This is a genomic window from Armatimonas sp. (assembly GCF_043760365.1).
Lineage (GTDB): Bacteria > Armatimonadota > Armatimonadia > Armatimonadales > Armatimonadaceae > Armatimonas.
In genome coordinates this window covers 1-1,589 of sequence record NZ_JAYUPA010000538.1, presented here as the reverse complement: position 1 = coordinate 1,589, position 1,589 = coordinate 1, and the positions used below count along the sequence as shown (strand labels likewise).

Here is a 1,589-nt window from a genome sequence, read left to right as displayed (position 1 = left end):
TGAAGGCGGAGCAGGGGGCGCTGGATCTGGTGATCGTGGACTACTTACAGCTCATGCGTGGCTCCGCGCGCAACTCGGAGAACCGCAACCAGGAGATCAGCGAGATTGCACGGGGCCTTAAGAGCTTGGCCCGTGAACTTGATGTCCCGGTGATTGCCCTCTCTCAGCTCTCACGCGCCGTGGAGCGCCGTGAGGACAAGCGGCCCATGCTCTCCGATTTGCGTGAGTGCCTGACGGGCGATACCCGTCTCTTCGATGCCGACTCTGGCTTGCTGGTGCCGATTCGTGAGATTGTGCCAGGGCAGCGGGTTCTGGCTACCAATGGTCAACAGCGCGTGGTTGCGGCCACGGTCTCTCAGGTCTGGGAGAAAGGGGTCAAGCCCGTATTGCGTGTCACTACGGAGACAGGCCGTGTTCTGCGCTGCACCGACAACCATCCGTTTCTGACCGCGAGTGGTTACAAACCTCTTGCTGAGATGGGCGAAGGAGAGCTGATTGCGACGGCGTGGCGCTTGCCTGAGTTTGGGAAGCAAGACATAAGCCGCGAGGCGCTCTGTCGTTTCCTGGGATACATGGTGGGAGATGGGCACTATGGTAAGCACCGAACCGCTTCGTTTATTGCATCAGACCGTGCCGTTTTTGACGACTGCGTGACCATTGTTCGTGAGCACTTCCCGGAGGTGGCCACGGTGGAGATGCTGGCTCGTAACACAGTGAAGCCCTGCTGGGAGGCGGATTTTGTTCAGTATCATGGGGAAGAGAAAAAGTACGGAAAGCCTTTTGGGAACTCTGTCCTCAACTGGTTTCGAGAACTTGGGTTACTGGGACAGCTTTGTGACACGAAGCGAGTGGCGGCGTTTGTCTGGGAGGCGGGTATCCCTGGCGCAAGGGCGTTTCTTGCCGGGTACCTGGCAACCGATGGCTGCGTTAAGCATCGTGGGGCAAAGTGGTATGTTCACTTTGATACTGTCAGTCATGGGCTTGCACGAGATGTTCAATTGCTGCTGCTTCGGCTGGGGATTGTTGCCAGCATTCAAGAGCCGCAGCGCAAGCAAGGAAAGTACCGTCCCATCTATCGTGTCTCGGTAAATCCGCTCGATGCGAACCTGCGGCTCTTTGCGACACTGGTTCAGCCTCCAGGTAAAAAAGGCGAGCTTCTTCGGGAGTTTCTCTCGGAAGCGCCGCATGAGCCGACAAATCCAGGCGTATTTCGTCTGCCTGAGCTGCCAAAGGGGGATGGAAAGCGCCTCTATTGGAAAAATCAGGGTAAGTGTCTACGCCGCGACATCGCGCAGAAGTGGGCTCAGAAACTCAATGATACGGAACTGGCGCTCTGGGCGGAGTCTGATGTGCTTTGGGAGAAGATTCGCTCGATTGTGCCAGATGGGGAAGAGGCAACCTACGATATCTGTGTGCCAGAGACGGGCTGCTTTTTAGCCGAAGGGGTTGTAGTGCACAACAGCGGCTCGATCGAGGCGGAGGCGGATGTCGTTGCGTTTATCTACCGGCCCTCGTACTATGCGCGCAAGGATGCGGTTTCCCAGGATGCGGAGGAAAAAGCGGAGCAAGAAGGGGGCGAGTATGAGGGC

1 protein-coding gene is annotated in these 1,589 nt (G+C 57.3%); it reads left to right on the top strand.

Annotated features, from left to right (window positions below; genetic code table 11):
* On the top strand, positions 1-1,589 hold a 1,589-nt coding region (locus ACH2EH_RS12440), incomplete at both ends, for a DnaB-like helicase C-terminal domain-containing protein (RefSeq protein ID WP_395142110.1).